This is a genomic window from Neobacillus niacini (assembly GCF_030817695.1).
Classification (GTDB): Bacteria; Bacillota; Bacilli; order Bacillales; family Cytobacillaceae; genus Neobacillus; species Neobacillus niacini_F.
In genome coordinates this window covers 3,217,644-3,238,294 of record NZ_JAUSZQ010000002.1, presented here as the reverse complement: position 1 = coordinate 3,238,294, position 20,651 = coordinate 3,217,644, and the positions used below count along the sequence as shown (strand labels likewise).

The window sequence follows — 20,651 nt, the reverse complement described above, 5'->3', positions numbered from 1 at the left end:
CTTTTCATCGTAGACGATACACAATGCAAAAAGGGAAACGTTTTTGTTGCATTAAGTTCTTAACCTATAACTAGCTAGAGTACCAACATCAAGAGTGGCAATAGGAACTCCCTCTAACCATTGACGATGTCGTTCTAAGTATACTAAAAGGCCATTTTGGTCAGCTTGTTGTATACTCTTATGAACAAGCATTGTCGAAAACACCACTGCTGGATGTGCTGAAAGACCTAAAGTTGGCGGTTTAAAAAAATGAAAATCGTCTGACAATACCTGTAAGCCCTTTTTTAGGTGCAATTCTAAAAAAGGAAGAGTCAAGTTAATAAATTGAGTAGTTGACTGTATCGAGATTGCTGTTTATATTTGGAAAAGTATAGAATATTGTTACACAAAGATAATTTATAGATTAGTAGATTTATAAAGCTGTGCCAAGTGAAAAACAATTATTAGAAATTTAGGGGGAATTAAGTTTGTGGAAAAACTTTTACTTCCATTAATAGCCGTAATTGCTGGTGCAGCTCTAGCCATTCAAGGACAAATTAATGGTGAATTAGGTAAAAAGGTTGGCGTAATTGAAGCATCATTTATCTCATTTTCAATTGGTTCAATCGCTTTATTTTTAATTGTTTTATTTTTTGGAAAAGGTGATCTGTTAGCTGCTATCACTGTTCCAAAATGGCAATTAAACGGGGCATTTTTGGGGGCGATATATGTCATCACCACCATTCTAGTTATTCCAAAATTAGGTGTCGTTGGGACATTTATGGCGATCATTACCGGGCAAATTGTATTAGGTGCTGTTATAGATCATTTTGGTCTTTTTAATGGTCATCAAATTCCAATTGATGTTTAAAAAATGACCGCAATTGTTTTATTATTTGTTTCAGTCTTTCTGTATAATAAAAGCTGAGGTAAATAATGGGCTGTCCGAATAGTGGAAAACGCCTATTATTGGATAATCAATATTGTTGACATATCATGGTTTTGAAGCAAGAAAAGAGGCATCCAATTGCTAGCGAGGAAAAATTAAATTTACATGGTGTTACAAAAGATTATAAATAATGAAAAATACATAAAAGGATTAAAAGGACATAGCGATTGTTATTGCGTGGGCACGAAAAGGGAAAAGACAAAAATCAGCTATCGCCGCGTAAGAATTATTAAATGCTTGGTTCTCTTTCACTAGGGGCCAAGCATTTTTATTTTTTTAATGTTCTTGGTGTATATAATATCAAAAGAAAAAGAACCCATTATTGAGTTCTTTCTCAAGACATTTCATCCGTTAATCTGAGGTTAACGGAGAATTTTCATTTCCTTGTTAAATTGATTGGAATCCTTATGAAAAATAGCTACTTATTTATAGGGTTATTATTATTGTTCACATCACGTTTATTGGAATCTGTATAATTATCTACTTCAGCTGTCTCCACTATCTGGTTACCAATAACACCGCCTGATACACCGCCAATAACAGTACCAATTAGTCCAAATTGAGCACCTATCATAGCACCCGCAACGGCATCAGTAACAGTTCCAACAGTTTCACCAAAGTCACCGGTACCTTGATTAGCATTACTCCCAGCTTGGTTGTTGACCCTTTCTTCTGCATTTTCACCAAAGTTATTGCGTTCGTTACCGTGATCCATCTAATCACTTCCTCGTTTAATTATAGGGAATATGCTAAATATGAACATACACAATCCTAAATATATACTACCCAGTTGAAGTAGTTTTACTCACTATTGTCACTCTGAATAAGTCTTCATTTGCAGGTGTTGTTGGAATTTTTTTACACTATTTTCGTATTTGCTCTTCTTACATTCAAAAAAGATACTGCCATTTATGTAACGGGTTCGGTTCAAAGGTGCAAAGGTGCAAAAACTTAAATAATACTAAAATTGGGAGGTTGATTCGCATATGAATAAACTCCCATTTATTTGTTGGTAAATAAAGATTTTTAATGTTGTAACAGGCTAATTTGTTTCTGGCAATTAATTGATGTATGTTTTGGTAGTATGTTTATTAATCATTATGAATCATTAATCAAGGTAAAACTGTATAAACACTAATATTTATTCATATTTGTGAAGCTATGCTTATTGTACTAACGGGGCAGAAGAGTTGAATAAGAAAATGATTTTATTAATCCAATCTATAAGCTCACTACTTTTACAATATTGTTTGGTCTTCTTACAATAGGGAAAATGAACTTTGAGAGAAATTTAAAATTTTTTAAAGGAGAGAAATAACAATGCCGGCATACTTTACATCTAAAACGCCAATGAAATTTGTAGATTTTAATTATGATGCTTATTTTAACTATCTTGAAAAAACATTTGGCAGATTATCATTTTTTTCAAACTGGAAGCGATTTTGGATTGATATTTTTCGTTATCAAGACCAACAAATTATTGAATTTATAAATAAGTATCCCGGTTCAAATCCTGCTATTGAAAGAATGAAAAGACCTGGTGTCCCTGTAGGATTTAGTTATGAAATTTTCACGTACGAGTTCAGCACTGCCGGCGGTTCCATTTATCTCACTTTTGATGTTGAAAAAATGAAATATGTTCAACACCATAAAAATGTTACAATCCCTATTGAGGAAATACCTATAGAGGATATTGACGTTGATCCAACGACCCCAATTGTAAGAGATAAATTTAAGGATCAAAGACTTCCTTTTTTAACAATAATGTATGGAAATAATAAACCTTTTATTTGTGTAGATGGTAACAAGCGGATTCAGTACCGGAAGGAAAATTCTAAAATTGAAAAAGTAAAAGGCTATTTATTTAATGAAAATCATTGGGAGTACATGTTTTTCTTAGATTATGATCAATATTACATGTGGTTTACACGTGAGCAACAATATATGTATTATCTGCAAAAAATAAATTCCACTGAGCAGGAGATCTTTGAAGCAACACAAATGTATCTTCAGACCAATGATTAAGGATTAAATGGTACATAATTCTTTTTCTAGCTTCTACTTCTAAATCAACAAATTTTTGTACATTCCTATATACGGCTCCTGGTCGTGTGTCGCTCTACACATGGTTTTATTTTTGTGTAGTAACATTATTATAACCAAGTCAACCTACGTTAAACGATGGGAGCTTTTTCGTTCATTATAGCTAACGGGTGCAATAGTTAAAGATTGGGTTGCTGAGGCAGCCCTTTTTCTTGTTCCACTAACGAAGCAGTTTTGTTGAACAAAATTTAAATCATTAGTTTAATTTATTACAGAACATTCAAAAAAACAGGGGGACTTAATTTGGATATGTGGATTAATAAAGGATTTTCAATTTCTACAAATAAAGAGTATTTAGATTTAACATTAATACATAACTTCTTGAGTCAAGAAGCCTACTGGTCAAAGGGGATACCCCAGCAAATAGTAAAAAAGGCAATTGAAAATTCTCCGTTATGTTATGGAGTTTATAAAGGTGTAGTAGGTAAAGACGTTATTGAACAAGTTGGTTTTGCAAGGGTAATTTCTGATTTAGCAACTTATGCCTATCTATGTGATGTGTTTATATTGTCAGATTATCGGAAATTAGGGTTATCAAAATGGTTAATGGGTATTATCACAAACCATTCCGAATTACAGGGAGTTCGTCGATGTATGTTAGCTACTAATGATGCACATTCATTATATAACCAATACGGTTTTGAACAGATTGTTAATCCAGAACTTTTTATGCAAAAGGTACTTAAAAATCCATATCAATAATAAAAATTCTTCTAACGGATGCAAGAGTTCAAAATCCAGCTGCCATTCTTGGCGGCTATTTTTTTTATTGCACTAACGAAGCAGATTACTTCAATAATATCCAAACGACCAAAAACAAAAATGTTTCATCCCTTTAACTACACATTTTCCTGTCTTCGTTTTTTATTTTTTAGAAATGGGTAAATTAATAAATAGATTGATACAGATGGAGGGTTCATGATGAAACTACAATTAAATGCTTCAGAAATTGCAAATCTCTGGACAACGTATATGAATAATTTAGTGTATATTTTTTCTATACCTTATTACATGAAACAATGTGAGGATGAAGAGATTCGTTCCATTATAGAATTAGCATTAGAAATTTCGCAGGAGATTGTTGTCAAGGTAGAAGAAATATTAAAACAAGAAAACTTTCCATTGCCGTTCGGATTTACTGAAGAAGAGGTAGATTTAAATGCCCCTCGGTTATATTCCGACCAATTTGCTCTTATTCAATATAATGCTTTAGCTGAGAATGGATTAGGATTTTACAGTCTTTCGTTAGTGAATTCAACTCGATTGGATGTCCGTGACTTTTTTACTCATTGTGTTTCTTTAACGACAAAACTTTATAATCAAAGTAAAGATTTATTGGTAAAAAGAGGATTGGCAAATTCCGCACCAACGATTCCTATACCCGAAAAAACAGATTTTGTACATAATCAAGGATTTTTAACGGGATGGTTTGGCGATAGGAGACCTTTAAATGCAATTGAAATCAATCAACTAGTTTTTAATATTAGAGGGGAAGCTTTCGCAGGAGCAAAGCTCATGTCGTACAGTCAAATAGCAAAATCAAAAGAGCTTCGTGAATTTTTTGTTAGAGGAAAGGAAATGTATGATAAACATATTGAGGTATTTACATCGTTACTAAGAGAAAATGATTTGCCTTCCCCAACAACTTACGAATCTGAAGTAACGACCTCAACCAAACCTCCTTTTAGCGATAAAATGATGATGTTTTTCATTATGGCACTAGGTTCTGTGTTCATGGGTAGGTACGGTACTGCAATGGGTTTATGTAACAGACGAGATATCGGGCTACATTTTTCACGTTTATTGGCGGAAACTGCCAAATATTTAGAAGATGCTGCTAATATTATGATAAAAAATGGGTGGATGGAGCAACCTCCTCAAGCCACAGTTCGAAAAGCATTAGCAGAAAAAAAATAGGAAGAAGTCTGCATTTGTTGAACTAACGGGTGCAAGAGTTTAAGACGGGGATCGCTACGGCGGTCTTTATTCTTGTGGTACTAACGGGGAGGTTAGTGAAAGAAGAAAAACCCTATCCCTTTCATTATGGAAACGAAAAATCCCCAAAGAATATCTTTACTTTGGGGGATGTTGTTCATAGGGAAGGTATGGAACTTCCTTAGGTGTAAATGTGATTACATCAGAAGAATAGATTTCAATTTTTATTTTGTTTTCCAATGGTTTTGCAAGAATGAGTATAGGTTGATTGTATTCATTTTTAAAGATTAAATCAGGTCCATCCCAACTAACGGTGGCATCTCTCTTTGATGGAACGTATGAAACCTCTCTACTGTGTGAATAACGCTGTACAACTTTTAAACCCGCATTATCAACTGCATTAAATAGGGTAGATGATACTTGACAAATTCCACCGCCAAAGTCTTCTGAAAGTTCCCCATTAACGATTACAGTAGCAGGCATATATCCTTTTCCTGCTGTTCTTTTTCCAACCACTTTATTAAAAGAAAATATTTCACCTGGAAAAAGAACATAATTATCAATGGCTTTTGCAGCAAGAAAAATATTATTGTTTCTTTCCTTGTTATTTGAATTGAAGAATGTTATATATTCCCCAATTTTTTCTGCTCTAATATTTCCAAGTAATTCACTGTCGACCCTTGGATAAATGGCTAGTAAGGGGACTTCTAATTTAGTTGAATTATTATTAAAATAAAAGGAAAAAAATTTTTCTGTGAAAACTTGGCGATCTAAACGGTAACCGACTTGTTCTGGTATAATTTCCCCATACTTATCTATAATTGCATTTTTAGGATTTTTAGTTAACTGCTGGTCGATTTCGTCCATAAAATTTTTAAACTTTTCTGTATCCATAATGGGTAATACAGGGTGTATCAAAAAGTTAGTACGGTTAACAACTGAGATAGGATGACCGTTATTCGTAATTAATAAACTTCCTGGCATATTCACTTGTTGAGATAAAATTATTAGCCCTAGCAGCCAGCTGAAATTCATAAATTTAAACCTCCTTAATATAATTATGAATTAAAATCTCCATTATATGTAATTACAGCTGTACTTTTAATACCCTTATTTCTGAAGCAGCAAAAATTTGAAGAATTGTACTTAACTACTGGTAGCTTTCCATAAAAATCTGGCTTCAATCTAGTTGGCTTTTTTCTTATTGAACTCCCTCAGTTTGATACGAATATCTCTCGAATGCTCACTTATTCGCAGGATTTCATAACCCTTGTTATTGGATTTCCGGGTAATTGAAATGAGATCAGATCATTTTGGCTTCGTGAAGGCATAGTTAAATAAAGGAGTCAGCTACCACTCCATATTTTACCATATAATGTACATCTCCACGCCGCCCCTGGAGGCTTTCCCTCCCATGTCTCAACGGGTCAATTGCCCTATCATTCCTTCGTCATGCCTATCCAAGGGGTGGAGGCCAGTTATGCTAAACTGATGGGTCACAGTGCCCTTTTGTTCAATAAACCTGGTACTCCGTACATATTTGAAATCCTACGAATAAGACAACATTCAAAATAAAGTTTTACTATTTTAAACCATACATTATATATAACTTATGTTTTATTTCTATGCTGCTAAAGGGATTAATACATGGACTTTATTTGGACAGTAAGTCTCGTTTCGTCGTGCTATACCTACAAAAATCCTCGCAAGTTTACCTATCAGTTTCATTATTGACTTCATTTTCTTTATCTTCTTTACTTTCACATTATGGGAATGGACGGCTTTAAACTCAGGGTTATTCATCACAAGGCTCATAGTTGCTAAGTAGAGGAAGCGTCGTAGTCTTGACCTTCCACGCTTTGAAATAACAATCTGACCTTTCCATTTGCCTGAACTTGCTTCAGCTAGATGTAATCCCGCATGACGTAATAGAGAGTTTCCGTGAGAGAATCCACTTAAATCTCCTGACTCACCTAGTATCCCAGCTAATGAAATTTCACTTATTCCTTTAATCAAAAGTAGTTTTTTTGCAAATGGTATTTTATTGAGAACTTCTTTAACTTGTTGTTCAACTCTTTCGAGTTGTTTTACAGCGAGGTCATATTCTTCTAATAATTGTTCTAGATGGAATTTATAAGCATCGAGTGCTTGTCCAGTTCCAATAGAAGATTTTGCAAGATTGATCAGTAATTGAGCTTTTTTAGACCCTGGTTGTCTTTTCATTAATGACTTCCACCCCCTCATGACATCTAATGGCTCCATTGAAGATATTTCCTCTGGAGTTGGAAATAAGCGAAGGGTTGCGATAGCTCCTTTGCACGAAACATCTTTAAACACTTGTCGCAGCTCTGGGAAGACAACATCTACCCATCGATTTATTTGATTAATAGACATTACGAGACGTTTAACAATCACATCACGATTAGACATTAGAACTCTAAGCTTCTCAAATGATTCTGATGATGGACGAATAAAGGAATAGTAGCCGTTTTTGACCATATCCGCGATAACGAGCGCATCTTTTTTATCACTCTTAGATTGGGTATTATCACGATTCTCTTTATTCCTTTTTACTAAGTGGGGATTGACTGTTACAACCTCAATGTTTTGGTTATATAACCATTTTGAAAGGTTAATCCAGTAATGGCCTGTAGGCTCCATACCTACTATTGCGGCATCTAAGCTTTTTAATCTTTTTAAATCATGAATCCAGTTTAATAGTTTAAGGAACCCCTCTTCATTATTTTCAAATGTAATAGGGTCTCCAACTACAATTCCACGGAAGTTAACTGCTCTTGCAACGTGTAATTGTTGAGCGATATCAACACCAACAATAAGATGTGTATCGGAAATTCTTTCAATTAGTTGATTTTGTTTGTCTTGCATTTTAAAATTCATAGTAGGACTCCTCCTTAAGAATATGAGTTAGATTGGTCTCTATACTCGTATCTTACTGAGGGGTTCTATTTTTTTCAAACCTGAAATTTAAGGATCTACAGGAATGCTAACGTGGTGGCAGGTTAGTTTAACAAGGTTTGAAAGAAAAAATGGTATAATAACTTCTAAAAGGAGTGCTGAAAATATGAAATTAAAAATTTTAGATTCAACTTTTTCCGTTGTGAAATTTCCACCAACTGAAACAATACCATTGTGGGCATTAAACTCCGATGTATTTTCTATTACCCGAACAGATGAGGAACTGTCTATCGTGTGTCCTTCCGAATGTTTATCGATGAACGAAGTATTTAAAGATGTTGAAAATGATTGGAAGTGTATAAAAGTAGAGGGAGTTTTAGACTTTAGCTTAACTGGAATATTATCTTCATTAGCGAATCCATTAGCCGAAAATAAAATCAGTATCTTTGCTATTTCAACCTTTAATACGGATTACCTGCTTATTAAAAGCAATTCAATTGAAAAGGCAAAAGTCGTATTAGAGAATGAAGGTCACACTTTTAGCGATATTTAAAAAAGATAAAACTATTTTTAGTATCTGATGTACTAGTACCGATTAAATGGGGCTTAAACCAAGCTGTTTTTTGTTGAATTTTTTCATTTATAAATTTATGGAGGGATTATCATGGTTAAGGTTACACAGGCTGCAATAGTAAAAATTACTAAGGAAGTTCAAAATCTTATTGATGAAGGGAAAAATCCCTTTATCCGTTTATCAATGGGAATTGGCTGAGGGGGACCACAGCTTCGTCTGACTCTGGAAGAGTCAGCATTAGAAACGGATGAAATAACAGAACAAGATGGAATAAAATTTTTAGTGAATGAAAGAGAGTTTATTTTGAACATGTAAAAATCGATTATGTTAAGTCCTTATTCGGAGGCGGACAATTTAAAGTGCTTAGAGTTTGATTTTTATAAATTTTAAAAAATCCATAGGGTGAGATAAAATATGAATAATAATAGCTCTAAGAATTGTGGTAACGGTACTTGAGGAATAAATAATAAAAAACCCCGTTCGAAATTTTCACCTCCCATATGACCTGGGGTTTTCATTTGGCTCCTGGTAGGAGTCATCATATTAATACAAAAAATACTTTAAAATAAGCGAGAGTTAATACTACTTTTTTAGTAACTCTTGATAAATGAAGGGAGGAACCGAGAATCGACGTAGTACAAATTGGATCTTTTACCATCATGATGAAATGGATTGTTCTTGGAATAGCAATTCTAATAGGATTTATTTTTCTAAAGCTATGGTTGCTGCGATCTCAAAGAAATGAATTAGATAAAACATTATTTGATTTAGTATCAAATAGTGTTTTTTTAGGATTTCTTATATGGAAAGGCAGTTTGCTGTTGCTGGAACTAAAACTAATAGTTAAAAGTCCATTATCGTTGTTGTATTTTACAGGCGGGGACAAAGGATTAATTTTAGGAATTATTGGCTCATTTACTTACTTCTTTTATAAAGCTAGGAAATTAAACATTTCTTTTTTTATTACGCTGCAATCGGCATTCATATTTAGTTTTTCCACATTGTGTGGGTATCATTTATTATTACTTTTCTTAATTAAGGAAAATATTCTTTTTCATCTCTTCGTAGGATTAATTTCCCTTTTGCTATATATATTGAGTCTTTCCAAGACGGTATCTTCATTGAAAAAAGGGTTATTAATTATAAGTTTGGCTGGATTGTTAGCTTTGGGAATCTTTTATTCCTCCGGCAAAACTCCGAAAGTAAAAATGGAGAATTCAGCCAGTACAATGCCAACAGGTGAAGAAAATATAAAAATCGGAGTTCAGGAAGGTAATAAAGCTTCCGATTTTCAAATGAAAACAATAGAAGGGGAATATATAAAGCTGTCTGATTTAAAAGGAAAGAAAGTAATATTAAATTTTTGGGCAACTTGGTGTCCGCCATGTAAAGCAGAAATGCCCCACATGCAAGATTTTTATGAAGAACAAAACAAAATCGTAGAAATACTTGCCGTAAATTTAACCACATCTGAAAAAAATATAAAAAATATTGAGAAATTTATTAAAGATAATCACATAACTTTTCCAGTGTTACTTGACCAAGAGGGAGAAACAGGGGACCGATATCAGGCTATTACAATTCCAACAAGTTATTTTATCGATTCGAAAGGCATCATACGTAAAAAAATAATCGGTCCAATGGATAAAGAAATGATGACAGAATTAATAAACACTATTGATTAAAAAGGAGAATTATTATGAATCAATGGAATATTCGATTTCAGGATGAGGATTATGTTTATGGAAGCGAACCCAATGTATTTTTAGCAGATATCCAGATAAAGCTACAATTATCCGGTGATACTCTGGCAATCGCAGAAGGTGAAGGGCGCAATGCAGTTTTTTTAGCTGAACAAGGAATGAAAGTAACCGCTTGGGACTATGCGGAATCCGGCTTATCAAAAACAAAAAAACTTGCCGATAGCAGAGGTGTAACGGTTAGTACCGAGCTTGTTGATTTAAATGATGTAAACTGGGAAAAAGAGAAGTGGGATCAGCTTGTATGTATTTTCGGGCATTTTCCAACAGAGTTGCGCAAGAAAACACTCCAAGGCGTTAAAGAAACGATCAAGGCAGGTGGATATTTTGTAACAGAGGTATATTCAGTATACCAAATACCATATACAAGTGGCGGACCTAAGGATTTGGACTTTTTATATAAACCAGAAGAATTTTTACAAGTCTTCTCGGATTGGAGGATTATCCACTTTTTTATGGGGGAGGTTACCCGGCATGAAGGAAAGCTCCATAATGGTTTGTCTCATGTCATACAATTTGTAGGGCAAAAACATTGAATCAAAATTAAGGATAAATCTCGGTAAATTCCATATATAACAGGGGTTTAGAAATTTGCGAATTTGATTAAATTTTCATCTTTGTGGTCCATCGACGATTTTTCCTCTGCATGGATGGCTAACGGGAGGTTACTTTAAAATATGATTGTTTTGCCCCAACATACTCTTATGATTCAAAACAGAAAACATATTGTATGCCTTAGAGGAAGAACGAGTGTTCAATTATTTTTGTGCAGATGTTCAAGTGAGGGGTGAATATCCTTCATATATTAAACGGTATTTTAAAGAACATAATATCGAACTCGTAATCCTAGAGGGTGATCTAGAAATTATAAGAGGCAGAACGGTTGATTATTTTGGTTTCAGCTATTATATGTCCCGTACAGAGAAAAAATCAAAAACAGCTGCTTATCAAAAACCATTATTTATTGTTGAAAATGGATTAGGGGCTTACGATAAAGTAGAACAAGATGGGTCAATCAATGATGATTCTCGCATTGAATATTTACGAGAACACATAAAAGCTATGGAATAAGCCATTGAAGATGGCGTGCACCTAATGGGATATACACCATGAGGATGTATTGACTTAGTAAGTTATTCAACAGGAGAAATGTCCAAACGATATGGCTTTATTTATGTTGACAAACACGACGATGGAAGTTGAACGCTTGAGCGTAAAAAGAAAAAATCATTCTTTTGGTATAAAAATTTTATCGCTACTAATGGTGAACAATTATAAATCAAAGTAACTGTTGCGCCAGTAAGCCATATCATGGCTTCCGGATTCCTTTAAATTCAGATTTACTAAAATTCGGTAGTTTAATAATGAAAAAGTAGACGGGGTATCTCGTCTACTTTTTTATGTAAAAACAAGGGCACCCAAAATAACAATCCATCGTTCATCCTGTGAAAATTGGACTTTTCACTTTTACATCCCCACAAAATATCATTGTGGGCTCAACATGTTGAGTAACAGCGACACATCGTTGGTGGAACCAACGGAGATAACCGTTTTTTGAGCAGCGTCGGCAAACCTCTTCACCTTCTCAGCTAAATCAGCTCTCGTCACAATCACATCCGCATTGTGAATGGACTCAATAAGGATATTTTCTGGTGACGATGACACATCAATCGTATGAATGTCTGCAGATGTCATCCGTTTTATTTCATCCAAATAAAAGATGCACGAACTTACTTTGCATTCAATAAAGAGATAACTCAACTTCCGTTTCAGAGGCTGTCCGAAAAGCTGCATGTAGGCAAATCCGGACAACAACACGTTTTCGATAGTGAAACCTAATTCGTAGGCATCCTTAATTGTTTGTTCCACAAAAGAAAAATAGGGATTTTGTATTTTAAACCGCGTAATTTCTTCCTCGCCGGCAACTTGCGTTCCCCGCCCCTTTTGTATAGACAAAAGACCTTCTTCTTTTAGTTGAGAATAGACTCCTTGAATCGTATTTCGGTTAATGGATAGTTGATCCGCTAACTGATTAGTCGAAGGAAGGGTATCTCCAGGTTTGAGTAAATCTTTTCCGATTAACCATTTAATCTGTTCCTTGATCTGTACGTTGATGGGTATGGGAGAGTCGGAATCGATTTTAAAAAGTAAGCCTGAATGTTCCATATTTAAACAACCAACTTTCTTAGTTAACTAATAGTCTACATATGTTTAGCTTAATGAAGAAAATTTAATAAATCAAGTTCTGCAAAAATGCGTGTAACCAACTGATAAAAAAGAGTTGACAAACATTATTATTAAAATTATAGTTAAATATATAGTTAACTAATCAATTAGTCAACTAAGTCAATGATGTGGTTAAGGAGTGAAATTACTTGGATGCAAAAATAAATTTAAAGACTGTATGGAATGGAAACACAAAAGGTAATGGGATTATTAAAGCAAATTATCTTGAAACAAAAATAGCGATACCTGAATTATTGGGTGGCAGTGGGGAAGGTACAGAGCCTAAAGAATTACTTGTAACTTCTGCTGTAGCCTGTTATACGATGACCCTTGCCGCTATGCTTGAAACAAGAAAATTACCTGTAGCTGGTTTGACAATGGATTCGGAAGCAACCAATTCAAAGGAAGAAGGATTCAAAATTATGCATTATCCTCATATTATTTTATCTGCTGATGCAACAGAAGAGCAGATTCAATCAGCTAATAGAGCAATTGTAGCCGCAGATAAAGGATGCGCAGTCGGAAACATGTTGAAAAAAGCAGATGTTCAAGTAGGTGTTCAAGGCAAAGTTTCTTTATTATCTAAGGAAAATGTAGTTAGTTAATACGTGGATAATTCCGGATAATCTGGTAGGCACTAAGATCTTGGAATAGAATTAGTCTTACTAATTTTAGCAACAGCTATAAAGATTTGAATGATTTACTTTAAGCTTATATAACATAAAAAAATAGGGCAGATAAAACTATAAAATAAGTATTCTTTTGGAGGAAATATATGGTTAAAATAACGCAGGCTGCAATTTCGGAAATTACCAAAGAAGTTAAAGACCTTATTAATGAAGGTAGGAAGCCATTAATCCGTTTATCAATGGGGATTGGCTGAGGAGGACCGCAACTTCGTCTGGCTCTGGAAGAGTCGGCTTTAGAGAGTGATGAAATTACTGAAGAAAGTGGGATCCAGTTTCTAGTTAATAAAAGAGATAAGGTTTATTTTGAAAATACAAAAATTGACTATGTAAAGACCATATTCGGTGGCGGACAATTTAAAGTGATCCGAGTTTAATTGCTATAATTTAGATTGGGTTCACTACGATAAAAATAGCATTTCCAATAACATGGGGTGAAAATTATGTTAGTACAATACAAAACAATAAATATTAATAACATTAATATCTTTTATCGAGAAGCTGGTAATACAAGCAAGCCCACAATTTTATTGCTTCATGGTTTCCCTTCTTCTTCTCATATGTATCGAAATTTAATAAATAAACTTATGGATGAATATCACATTATCGCGCCAGATTATCCGGGTTTCGGAAATAGCGATCAACCCGGAATGGATGAATTTGAATATACTTTTGATAGCTTAGCTCTTCTAATAAATAAATTTGTAGAGAAATTAAAATTAGAGAAATTTAGTATCTATGTGCACGATTACGGTGCTCCGGTTGGATTTAGATTAGCAACGAAACATCCTGAAAGAATTCAAGCCATTATAACTCAAAATGGAAATGCATATGAGGAAGGTTTATTACCTGCTTGGGATCCTATTCGCACTTATTGGGAAGTTCCCACTGAGGAAAATAAGAATAATTTAAAATCCTTTTTATCATTAGACGGTACAAAGTATCAATACACGCATGGGACTCGTAATCCTGATCAAATTAATCCCGATACATGGAATATGGATCAATTCTTTTTGGATAGTCCCGGTAATAAAGATATACAACTTGCTCTACTTTATGATTATCGAAACAACATTAAACAATATCCTAGTTGGCAGGAATACTTTAGAACCTATCAGCCTCCTGCATTAGTAGCCTGGGGGAAAAATGATGATTTCTTTGGACCAGAAGGAGCGTTAGCTTTCCAAAACGATCTTAAAGAATGCGAGGTTCATTTATTAAATACCGGGCATTTTCCTTTAGAAGAAGAATTAGAAACTAGTGCTTATCTGATTAAGCAATTTTTAGGAAAACGATTAAAATAGGTGGGGCAAAGTAATTAAATTAAATATCCAATAGGATTGTTACTGGTTAAGCAGGCAAAACCTAAATATCCAGTTAGGATTGTTACTGGTTAAGCAGGCAAAGCCTAAATTACAGAAAGTGTAGGGGAAGTTATGTATTCTTACGTTGACTGTAATTTAGGTTTTTTTATTGCCTGAGTGGATTTCTTGGAGGAGGTGAGGTATAGCCAAAATAATCTTTATTACGTTATATAAGAATAATAGGTTTTATGGTGGGTAGTGATACTTACAAAATGAAAATGGGAGGAGACACTGATGGATTATTATAAAACAGCTAAAGGCATTCTTGAGCATTGGCGGGGAAGAAAATGTTCAAAATATTCACTGTATGACCCGGATGCGCTTCACTTTACAAGACCAAGGAAGGGTAAATCGTAAAGCGATTGAAAAAGCACAGGGGACAAACATTAGTGGCGAGCAGTTCCAAATTATTATCAGAAATGATGTGTCAAAGCTGTATAAAGCCATTCAAGAAAATAGCAGCCTAGATGAAATTAATTAACATAACAGACAATAGGAAGAAAGAAAAACGTTATCAAATAGATTTTTGATGTGATCTCTGGAGTATTCACATCAATCTTGCCTGCAATCGCCGGTGCCGGTATGATCAAAGAACTATAGGGTGTGGCTCTGACAGATCTAAAAGATTGCGAAGTTCATTTATTAAATACAGGGCATTTTACTTTAGAGGAGGACTTAGATGTTATTGCTAATCTGATAAAACATTTTTTAGGAAAAAGTTTAAAGTAGTTAATAACAGTAAGCAGTTATATAGCTTTTTGTTATCGGAGATGTGGATTAAGACGTGACGAACTAACTCGATAGAATTGAAACGAGATGGGTAGAGAAAATCCTGGCTGATTTTTTTAAACCTAAGCGTTGAAGAAATAGGCTAGATATAAAGGGGATTTTATATGATATGGATGTTACGTATTATTCAAGGATTTTATTCCGTTGCATTTATTCTTGCTGGTGTTAAGAAGGTAACTGGTAATCAACAACAAGTTCATGTGTTTACAGAAACGTTCGGTTATTCAGTAGAATTTATGTACATAGTCGGCGTATGTGAAATTCTAGGAGCGCTTGGATTGTTAATTGGGTTTTGGAACTCACAATTCGCTTTACTGGCTTCTGGAGGGGCAGTGTTACTGATGGCAGGTGCCGCGTTTACACATTTAAATGCAGATCAGGGTATTGGAGATACAATGCCTTCAATAGTTCTTTTGATTTTAGGGATAATCGTTTTTGTTGGTGAGAGAACAAAAATACCAAAAGAAGAACAAAGTTATCAGGGATAATAATAAGACAACACGGAGTGACGGATTAAACTGTAGATTGGACATGAATTTTTTATTTGAGTTGGAGCCATAAAGATTCTAGTGAGCCTATAATATCATAAAAGGTACTTGCCTAAAGTGGCTTTATTCTTGGGTTGTTAACAAAAAGAGTATGGTAGAGAAGTGGGATCAGCTTGTTTGCATTTTCGAGCATTTTCCAACAGAGTTGCGCAAGAAAACACTCCAAGGTGTTAAAGAAACGATTAAGCCAGGTGGTCATTTTGTAACAGAGGTATATTCAATATACCAAATACCATATTCAAGTGGCGGACCTAAGGATTTGGACTTTTTATATAATCCAGAAGAATTTTTGCAAGTTTTTTCGGATTGGAGGATTATCCACTTTTTTACGGGGGAGGTTACCCGGCATGAAGGAAAGCTCCATAATGGTTTATCCCATGTCATACAATTTGTAGGGCAAAAACCAAAATGAAGGATAAATCTCTGTAAATTCCCTACATAATAACTCTACTGTATGGTAAAAAGGATTTTTAAAAATTCCTTGACATACTATAGGGGGGTATAGTAAATTGTAAGTGTGGAGGTGAGGTTAGATGGATGAAAACATAAATCATGATTGTCATCTTTCTGAAGAAAGAAAGAGTCATCATTCCGATAAAGTGAAGAAAAACTTGGTTACTCGTTTAAATCGAATTGAGGGACAAATTCGCGGGATAAAAGGTTTAATCGAAAAAGATACTTATTGTGATGATGTCATTACACAAATTTCTGCTACACAGTCTGCTTTAAACAGTGTGGCAAAGATTCTTCTAGAAGGGCATTTAAAAACTTGTGTATTGGAACGAATAAACGAAGGTGATACAGAGGTTTTAGATGAAGTTCTTTTAACAATTGAAAGATTAATGAAAAAATAACGAGGAGTGAATATTGGTGGAAAAAATTATATTAAAGGTAAATGGAATGTCTTGTGGTCATTGTGTAAATTCTATTGAAGGAAGCGTCGGAGAGTTACAAGGTGTTAATTCTGTTAAAGTTAATTTAGCAGAAGGGACAGTAGATGTAGAATTTAACCCTGCTGAAGTTCCCTTAAGCAAGATCAAAGAAACAATTGATGACCATGGCTATGATGTTGAATAGGATGTAAAGATAACGTGCATTTTAGTGCACGTTATCTTAATCAAAAATATATACCCCCTACCCGTATGAAAGAGGTGAATATCGATGAGTAATGAAATAAAAGAAACAAATTTTCAAATCACAGGAATGACCTGTGCGGCATGTGCCACAAGAATTGAAAAAGGACTCAAAAAAATCGAGGGCGTGAAAGAGGCGAATGTTAATTTAGCACTTGAAAAGTCCACCATAAAATATGATCCTGAAGTTGTATCTGAACAGGATTTTCAAAAGAAAATTCAATCTTTAGGATATGATGTTGTAAAGGAAAAGGTGGAATTTGATATAACAGGAATGACCTGTGCAGCATGTGCCAATAAAATTGAAAAAAGACTAAACAAATTAAATGGCGTTGAAAAAGCGACTGTCAATTTAGCGTTAGAAACAGCCGTTGTCGAGTATAATCCAGAGCAAGTCTCTGTCACTGAAATGAAAGAGTCAATCAAAAAATTAGGCTATATCTTAGAACAAAAGAAAGATAGTGCAGGAGAGCAAGTTGACCATCGACAAATGGCAATTGAAAAGCAACAAGGAAAGTTTATTTTCTCTGCCATTTTATCATTCCCTCTATTGTGGGCAATGGTAAGTCACTTTGAATTTACGTCATTCATTTGGCTGCCTGAAATGTTTATGAATCCTTGGGTACAACTAGCCCTTGCAACACCTGTTCAATTTATTGTGGGAAAACAGTTTTATGTCGGAGCTTATAAAGCGTTAAGAAATAAGAGCGCAAACATGGATGTGCTGGTTTCACTAGGTACATCAGCTGCCTATTTTTATAGTTTGTATCTAAGTATTAGGTCGATTGGCTTCGGCGCTTATATGGTTGAGCTTTATTATGAAACAAGTGCCGTCCTTATTACCTTGATTCTGTTAGGGAAACTGTTTGAAGCAAAGGCTAAAGGACGTTCGTCTGAGGCGATTAAGAAATTAATGGGACTACAGGCAAAAAATGCAACGGTTGTTCGTGATGGTCAAGAAATGATTATCCCAATCGAAGAAGTATTAGAAGGGGATATTGTTTATGTGAAACCAGGTGAAAAAGTACCGGTCGATGGTGAAATTGTGGAAGGTCAATCGGCTGTTGACGAATCGATGTTAACGGGTGAAAGCATTCCGATTGATAAAACAATTGGAGATAACGTTATTGGTTCAACCATTAATAAAAATGGTTTCCTGAAAATTAAAGCAACAAAAGTTGGTAAAGATACAGCATTAGCTCATATTATTAAGGTGGTTGAAGAAGCACAAGGTTCAAAAGCACCAATCCAACGTTTAGCTGACGTGATTTCAGGAATATTTGTGCCGATTGTTGTAGGAATTGCAATTATTACTTTCCTTGTATGGTATTTCGCTGTGAATCCAGGCGATTTTGCGGATGCTCTTGAGAAGTTTATTGCGGTATTAGTTATCGCTTGTCCTTGTGCACTTGGTTTGGCGACACCAACTTCGATCATGGCTGGCTCTGGTCGGGCTGCCGAATTTGGAATTTTATTTAAAGGCGGGGAACATCTAGAAACAACCCATCGCTTAGATACGATTATTCTTGATAAAACAGGTACAGTTACAAACGGAAAACCATCTTTAACCGATGTTATTTTAGCAGAAGGTATGGATGAAAAGGAATTTCTAACGTTAGTTGGTACGGCTGAGAGAAACTCGGAACATCCACTTGCAGAAGCGATTGTGGAAGGCATAAAGGCAAAAGGTATTAACCTAGGGTCATCTGATACATTTGAAGCTATCCCTGGTTTCGGGATCCAGTCAACGGTGAGTGGTAAGCAGTTATTAATCGGTACACGCAGACTCATGGCGAAAGATAACATCAATGTACAAGAGGAATTAGCAAAAATGGAGAACTTGGAGAAGCAAGGAAAAACTGCCATGTTAGTAGCTATTGATGGGAGCTATGCAGGTATTGTTGCTGTTGCCGATACCATTAAGGATACATCTAAAGAAGCTATTGCCCGATTACACAAAATGGGCTTAGAAGTAGTAATGATTACAGGGGATAATACCCAAACCGCACAGGCAATTGCGGATCAAGTTGGAATTAAGAAAGTCATAGCGGAAGTATTACCAGAAGGTAAGGCTGAAGAAGTGAAAAAGCTTCAGCAAGCAGGTAAAAAAGTAGCAATGGTAGGAGATGGAATTAATGACGCTCCGGCACTTGCGACAGCTGATATCGGTATGGCAATCGGTACAGGTACCGATGTAGCGATGGAAGCTGCAGATATTACCCTTATTAAAGGAGATTTAAATAGTATTGCGGACGCGATTTTCATGAGTAAGAAGACTATAACTAATATTAAGCAAAATCTTTTCTGGGCGCTTGCATATAACGTCATAGGAATTCCAATTGCAGCAGTAGGTTTCTTAGCACCATGGTTAGCCGGTGCAGCAATGGCATTTAGTTCTGTATCAGTTGTTCTCAACGCCCTAAGACTTCAAAGGATTAAGCTAAAGGCTTGAATGGAGAGGAGGATTCTTATATGAAAAAAAGTATAATGATTTGGGCGGTTTCAGCTATCGTGTACCTTGGGATCGTCATAGCTGGTTACAGTGTGTATGCAAGTATTAATCCAAAATCAGAGGAAAGCAATAATCATACAACTACTGAACAGGGGGAAGAAAACATGAATCATCAACATAGTCATCAAGATTACGAGAATCATGGTGCAAACACTACCAGTGAGGTTACACCAAAAGTATCCTATGCAAATGGAGAACTCACAATTGAATTAAAAGATAAAAATAATCATGCTCCGGAACTGGAAGTTTCTCATGAAAAATATATGCATTTAATTGTCGTAAGCTCAGATTTAAAAGAGTATCATCATTTACACCCAGAACAAAATGGTGAAGGAACATATCAAGTGAAAGCAAATTTAGCAGATAATTCTTATAAAGCTTTCGTTGATATCAAACCAAAAGGGATTCAATATGCGATAAAACCTATTGAGTTGCATGCTGGTGAAGCGCATCATGCACACGGCGGTAATGAACTCGTTCCAGATACGGATTTTACCAAGACCATCAATGGTCAAGCGGTTGAATTAACCACTCATTCATTCGAGGTCAACAAAGAGGTTACCCTTAATTTTGATGTAAAGGGTGAGAAACCTGAAGAGTATTTAGGTGCTTTAGGTCACGTTGTAATCCTGGATGAAGATGGGGAAAAATTCATCCATGTCCATCCAGTTTCAAATGATAAAACTGTATTTCAAACACAATTTGATAAGCCGGGTATTTATAAACTTTGGGCTGAATTTAAGTTTCACGGTCAGGTCAATGCCTACCCATTTGTTATCGAAGTTAAATAATGAAAGGCGAAGGGGCGATAATGATGGCAAAAGTTCAACTTGAGCTTTATACGAGACCTACCTGAACTGATTGTCAGGCAGGGAAAGAGTTTCTTTCCAAAAATAACGTATCGTATATTGAATTTGATTTAACGAAACAGCCTTCTAAAGAAGAAGATTTAGTTAAAATAATAGGTACTAGAATTGTGCCAACATTTGTATTAAAGAATAAATCTATGTTGGGATTAATGAGAAAACCGAAAGTTCTGATTGGATTTGAACAAAATATAGATGAAATAAGGAAGATATTAAATATAAGTAGCTAAAATACCTGTTGCTATATTTAGTTGCAGGTATAATTTTGGCTAGTTTTATACCTTACCTTAGTAAGGTAATGGTTAAAAAGA

General features: G+C 34.9%; 20 protein-coding genes and 3 pseudogenes. 18 read left to right on the top strand and 5 right to left on the bottom strand.

Annotated elements, in window-relative coordinates:
- Positions 1-51: 51 nt before the first annotated feature.
- Entirely contained in the window at positions 52-267 is a 216-nt protein-coding gene (locus QFZ28_RS16495; RefSeq protein ID WP_307195643.1) for a hypothetical protein, read from the bottom strand.
- Between the two features lie 202 nt (positions 268-469).
- Between QFZ28_RS16495 and QFZ28_RS16490 the strand changes: the two genes are divergently transcribed.
- Complete coding sequence (locus QFZ28_RS16490) at positions 470-850, top strand: DMT family transporter (protein ID WP_307195642.1); 381 nt, start codon at positions 470-472, stop codon at positions 848-850.
- Positions 851-1,346: 496 nt separating this feature from the next.
- Here QFZ28_RS16490 and QFZ28_RS16485 read toward each other — a convergent pair whose 3' ends face one another.
- Complete coding sequence (locus QFZ28_RS16485) at positions 1,347-1,643, bottom strand: hypothetical protein (RefSeq protein ID WP_307195641.1); 297 nt, start codon at positions 1,641-1,643, stop codon at positions 1,347-1,349.
- Positions 1,644-2,248: 605 nt separating this feature from the next.
- On the opposite strand from QFZ28_RS16485, the gene QFZ28_RS16480 reads away from it, so the two are divergent.
- The 3 genes from QFZ28_RS16480 to QFZ28_RS16470 all read left to right on the top strand — a co-directional run bounded on the left by QFZ28_RS16480 (position 2,249) and on the right by QFZ28_RS16470 (position 4,948).
- Positions 2,249-2,953, top strand: a complete 705-nt coding sequence (locus tag QFZ28_RS16480; RefSeq protein ID WP_307195640.1) for a hypothetical protein — start codon at positions 2,249-2,251, stop codon at positions 2,951-2,953.
- A gap of 327 nt (positions 2,954-3,280) precedes the next feature.
- Positions 3,281-3,733 (top strand): GNAT family N-acetyltransferase, encoded by a 453-nt coding sequence (locus tag QFZ28_RS16475; protein ID WP_307197047.1) that lies wholly within the window; start codon positions 3,281-3,283, stop codon positions 3,731-3,733.
- Positions 3,734-3,952: 219 nt separating this feature from the next.
- Entirely contained in the window at positions 3,953-4,948 is a 996-nt protein-coding gene (locus tag QFZ28_RS16470) for a DUF3231 family protein (RefSeq protein WP_307195639.1), read from the top strand.
- A 156-nt stretch (positions 4,949-5,104) separates the two neighbouring features.
- Here QFZ28_RS16470 and QFZ28_RS16465 read toward each other — a convergent pair whose 3' ends face one another.
- Positions 5,105-5,950, bottom strand: a complete 846-nt coding sequence (locus QFZ28_RS16465) for a VanW family protein (RefSeq protein WP_373428145.1) — start codon at positions 5,948-5,950, stop codon at positions 5,105-5,107.
- 639 nt (positions 5,951-6,589) lie between these two features.
- Entirely contained in the window at positions 6,590-7,864 is a 1,275-nt protein-coding gene (locus tag QFZ28_RS16460) for an IS110 family transposase (protein WP_307193541.1), read from the bottom strand.
- Positions 7,865-8,048: 184 nt separating this feature from the next.
- On the opposite strand from QFZ28_RS16460, the gene QFZ28_RS16455 reads away from it, so the two are divergent.
- From QFZ28_RS16455 to QFZ28_RS16440, 4 genes and pseudogenes are all read left to right on the top strand, one after another.
- Positions 8,049-8,435, top strand: coding sequence for an ACT domain-containing protein (locus QFZ28_RS16455; RefSeq protein WP_307195637.1), 387 nt, complete (start codon positions 8,049-8,051; stop codon positions 8,433-8,435).
- A gap of 680 nt (positions 8,436-9,115) precedes the next feature.
- The gene (locus tag QFZ28_RS16450) at positions 9,116-10,141 is read left to right on the top strand and encodes a TlpA disulfide reductase family protein (RefSeq protein ID WP_307195636.1); all 1,026 of its coding nucleotides are present in this window, start codon (positions 9,116-9,118) and stop codon (positions 10,139-10,141) included.
- Positions 10,142-10,155: 14 nt separating this feature from the next.
- A complete protein-coding gene (locus QFZ28_RS16445; RefSeq protein ID WP_307195635.1) occupies positions 10,156-10,752 on the top strand; it encodes an SAM-dependent methyltransferase in 597 nt (198 codons plus the stop codon).
- Between the two features lie 152 nt (positions 10,753-10,904).
- Positions 10,905-11,494 (top strand): annotated as a pseudogene (locus QFZ28_RS16440) (family 1 glycosylhydrolase); the annotation flags it as partial.
- Between the two features lie 207 nt (positions 11,495-11,701).
- Here the strand turns inward: QFZ28_RS16440 and QFZ28_RS16435 are convergent.
- Entirely contained in the window at positions 11,702-12,382 is a 681-nt protein-coding gene (locus QFZ28_RS16435; RefSeq protein ID WP_307195634.1) for a GntR family transcriptional regulator, read from the bottom strand.
- 209 nt (positions 12,383-12,591) lie between these two features.
- Here QFZ28_RS16435 and QFZ28_RS16430 point away from each other — a divergent pair, with 209 nt between their 5' ends.
- The 10 genes and pseudogenes from QFZ28_RS16430 to QFZ28_RS16385 all read left to right on the top strand — a co-directional run.
- Positions 12,592-13,047, top strand: a complete 456-nt coding sequence (locus QFZ28_RS16430) for an OsmC family protein (protein WP_307195633.1) — start codon at positions 12,592-12,594, stop codon at positions 13,045-13,047.
- Positions 13,048-13,571: 524 nt separating this feature from the next.
- Entirely contained in the window at positions 13,572-14,432 is an 861-nt protein-coding gene (locus QFZ28_RS16425; RefSeq protein ID WP_307195632.1) for an alpha/beta fold hydrolase, read from the top strand.
- Positions 14,433-14,808: 376 nt separating this feature from the next.
- The gene (locus tag QFZ28_RS16420) at positions 14,809-14,973 is read left to right on the top strand and encodes a hypothetical protein (RefSeq protein ID WP_307197108.1); all 165 of its coding nucleotides are present in this window, start codon (positions 14,809-14,811) and stop codon (positions 14,971-14,973) included.
- Between the two features lie 412 nt (positions 14,974-15,385).
- A complete protein-coding gene (locus tag QFZ28_RS16415) occupies positions 15,386-15,769 on the top strand; it encodes a DoxX family protein (RefSeq protein ID WP_307195631.1) in 384 nt (127 codons plus the stop codon).
- Between the two features lie 157 nt (positions 15,770-15,926).
- A pseudogene (locus tag QFZ28_RS16410) lies at positions 15,927-16,241 on the top strand (SAM-dependent methyltransferase); the annotation flags it as partial.
- 121 nt (positions 16,242-16,362) lie between these two features.
- Positions 16,363-16,683: a metal-sensitive transcriptional regulator gene (locus QFZ28_RS16405; RefSeq protein WP_307195630.1), complete on the top strand. Its 321-nt coding sequence runs from the start codon at positions 16,363-16,365 to the stop codon at positions 16,681-16,683.
- Positions 16,684-16,699: 16 nt separating this feature from the next.
- A complete protein-coding gene (gene copZ, locus QFZ28_RS16400; protein ID WP_307195629.1) occupies positions 16,700-16,906 on the top strand; it encodes a copper chaperone CopZ in 207 nt (68 codons plus the stop codon).
- A gap of 84 nt (positions 16,907-16,990) precedes the next feature.
- A complete protein-coding gene (locus QFZ28_RS16395) occupies positions 16,991-19,414 on the top strand; it encodes a heavy metal translocating P-type ATPase (RefSeq protein WP_307195628.1) in 2,424 nt (807 codons plus the stop codon).
- A gap of 20 nt (positions 19,415-19,434) precedes the next feature.
- Positions 19,435-20,265, top strand: a complete 831-nt coding sequence (locus QFZ28_RS16390) for a hypothetical protein (RefSeq protein ID WP_307195627.1) — start codon at positions 19,435-19,437, stop codon at positions 20,263-20,265.
- Positions 20,266-20,345: 80 nt separating this feature from the next.
- Positions 20,346-20,570, top strand: a pseudogene (locus QFZ28_RS16385) (NrdH-redoxin); the annotation flags it as partial.
- Positions 20,571-20,651: the final 81 nt, after the last annotated feature.